The sequence below is a fragment of the Streptobacillus felis genome, from assembly GCF_001559775.1.
Taxonomy (GTDB): domain Bacteria; phylum Fusobacteriota; class Fusobacteriia; order Fusobacteriales; family Leptotrichiaceae; genus Streptobacillus; species Streptobacillus felis.
Genome location: NZ_LOHX01000344.1, coordinates 3,560 through 6,291 on the forward strand (window position 1 = coordinate 3,560; position 2,732 = coordinate 6,291).

Consider the following 2,732-nt stretch of genomic DNA (forward strand, 5'->3'; position numbering starts at 1 on the left):
TCTCCTGCAAATTTTAATCCATCACTTAATGTTGCTACTGTTTGTGGAGTACCATCTTTATCTGTATATTCTATACGTGTTATTGTCTCTCCATCTGCTCCATTTACTCCTGGTTTTCCTGCTTTTGTTGTAATGTCTGCTTTACTTCCATCTACTCCGTTTATTCCTACTGTTCCTTTTGTTCCATCTATTGATACTCCAGGTTTTCCATCTTGTCCATCTGATCCTAATGTTATCTTGTCTAATCCTGTTATATCTTTATTTAATGAGTATGTAAATTCTTTGCCATTTTGATTAATATTTAAATTATTTCCTGCTTTAAATATTACTGTCTCATCTTTTGATACTTTTGTTTCTTCTACTGTTCCTGTTGTTGTTCCTGTTCCATCTTTTCCTGCTATAACCTTAAATCCATAACTATATATTGCAGATTTTAATTGATCTTCTGTTGCTGCTTGTCCACTTGTAATACTATTTGGATTCCATGTCGTGTTTGTTAAACCATTTATTGTTCCTGGTTCTCCCTTAATTGTTACTTTTCCTGCTTTAACTTCTCCAGTTGTTGAATCTAGTGTTATTTGTTTTGATTCTTCTGTTCCCAACACCACTTTATCTGCTAATTTAATATCAAAATGTTTTCCACCCTTATCATTTGTAGTTTCAGTAAGTACTAAGTTTTGTGTTGTTTCTCCATCTTTAGTATCCTTATCTCCACCATCTACTGATACTGTTGTGTGTTTTTCTGCTTCTGTTTTAACTGAATGTAATTGTGCCCCATTTACAGCATCTTTTGATGACTCATTTACTTCTCCAGCAGCTAAATTTGTAATTTTCTTTTCATTCATGTCTATTCCAGTGCTATTTATTACTGGTCCATCTTTAATAGTTACACTATCAACTGTAATATCTTTATTTAACATTACTTCTATTTTTGAATCTGATGCTTTAGTCGTAATATTACTATCTCCTAATACATCAAATTTAATGCCATTATCTTTATTTAAGTTTTGTGTTTCTGTTTCTGAATTTTTATCTCCACCTAACTTAATAGTATTACTTCCTAATGCATTTATTGCAGTTGCAACTGTTCCTGCTGTTGCAATATTATCAGGATTTGTTGCTGTTGCATTTCCACCACTTGTAGAAGTTATTGGACTAGTGGCTAAACTTACATTGTATATGTCTTGTCCATTTGATCCTTTTGTTGGAGTACCAACTACTATTGGTCCTGTTCCTGTTACTTCTGTTTTTGCTGCTTTTGCTGCTGTATCTAATTGATCTTTATTTACAGCATCTGTACCATTTTTTCCTGGTGAAACATTTGTTATTGGTTTATTATTCATATTTAATCCATCACTATTTATTACTGGTCCATTGTTTATAGTTATACTATCAACTGTGATGTCTTTATTTAATGAATAAGTAAACTCTTTCCCTAATTGTTTAACATCTAAGTTATTTCCTGCCTTAAATGTTACTGTTTCATCTTTAGAAACTTTTGCCTCTTCTACTGTTCCAGAAGTTGTTCCTGTTCCTTCTTTTCCTGAAGTTACATTAAATCCATAATCTGTAATTTCTGTGTTAATGTACTCTGTTAATGTTTTCAATTGATCTTCTGTCGCAGCTTGTCCACTTACTGCTACAGGTTTTGAAGGATTCCATGTTGTATTAGTTAAACCATTTATTGTTCCTGGTTCTCCCTTAATTGTTACTTTTCCAGCTTTTACTTCTCCTGTAGTTGAATCTAATGTTATTTGTTTTGAAACATCTGTTCCTAGTACTACTTTTTCAGCTAATTTAATATCATAGTGTTTTCCACCTTTATCATTAGTTGTTTCTGTTAATACTAAGTTATTTGTAGTTTCCCCATCTTTAGTATCTTTATCTCCACCATCTACTGATAATGTTGTATGTTTTTCTGCTTCTGTTTTTACTGAATGTAATTGTGATCCATTTATTGCATCTTTTGAAGTTGCATTTACTTCTCCTGGTGCTAAATCTGTTATTTTCTTTTCATTCATGTCTATTCCAGCATTATTTATTACTGGCCCATTAGTTATAGTTACACTATCAACTGTGATGTCTTTGTTTAACATAACCTCTACTTTTGAATCTGAAGCTTTAGTTGTAATATTACTATCTCCTATTACATCAAATTTAATTCCACCATCTTTATTTAGGTTTTGTGTTGCTGTTTCTGTTTGTTTATCTCCACCTAATTTTATAGTGTTATTTCCTAATGCATTTATTGCTGTTGCTACTGTTCCCGCTGTAGCTATATTATTAGGAGTTGCTGCTGTTGCACTTCCTCCACTTGTTGATGTAATAGTACTTGTTGCTAAGCTTACATTATATATATTTTGACCATTTTCTCCTTTTGTTGGTTCTCCTACTACTATTGGTCCTGTTCCTGTTACTTCTGTTTTTGATGCTTTTATTTCATCTTTTGTTACTTGACTTAAATCTAATGCATAATTTGTTGTTACTACATCATTTGCATCTTTATTTGTTGTAGTTGTCATTGTTAATGCACTTGATACACTAGTAGTTGATTTATCTGCATGTACTGTAAATGTTTTTAATCCATTTTCTACATTTTTTTCTTTAACATGAGTATTAGTTCCTTCTACTACTGTTATCGCTTGTTTTGCAAGGTTATTTATTACATTATTTCCTGATTGTGTTAGGTTATTTAAATCTTTTGTTGCTGCATTATCTATCTTATCTTTTGT

At 31.5% G+C, this 2,732-nt stretch carries 1 pseudogene; it reads right to left on the bottom strand.

Going from position 1 to position 2,732, the window contains the following annotated elements:
- Window positions 1-2,732 (bottom strand): annotated as a pseudogene (locus AYC60_RS08105) (hypothetical protein); the annotation flags it as partial.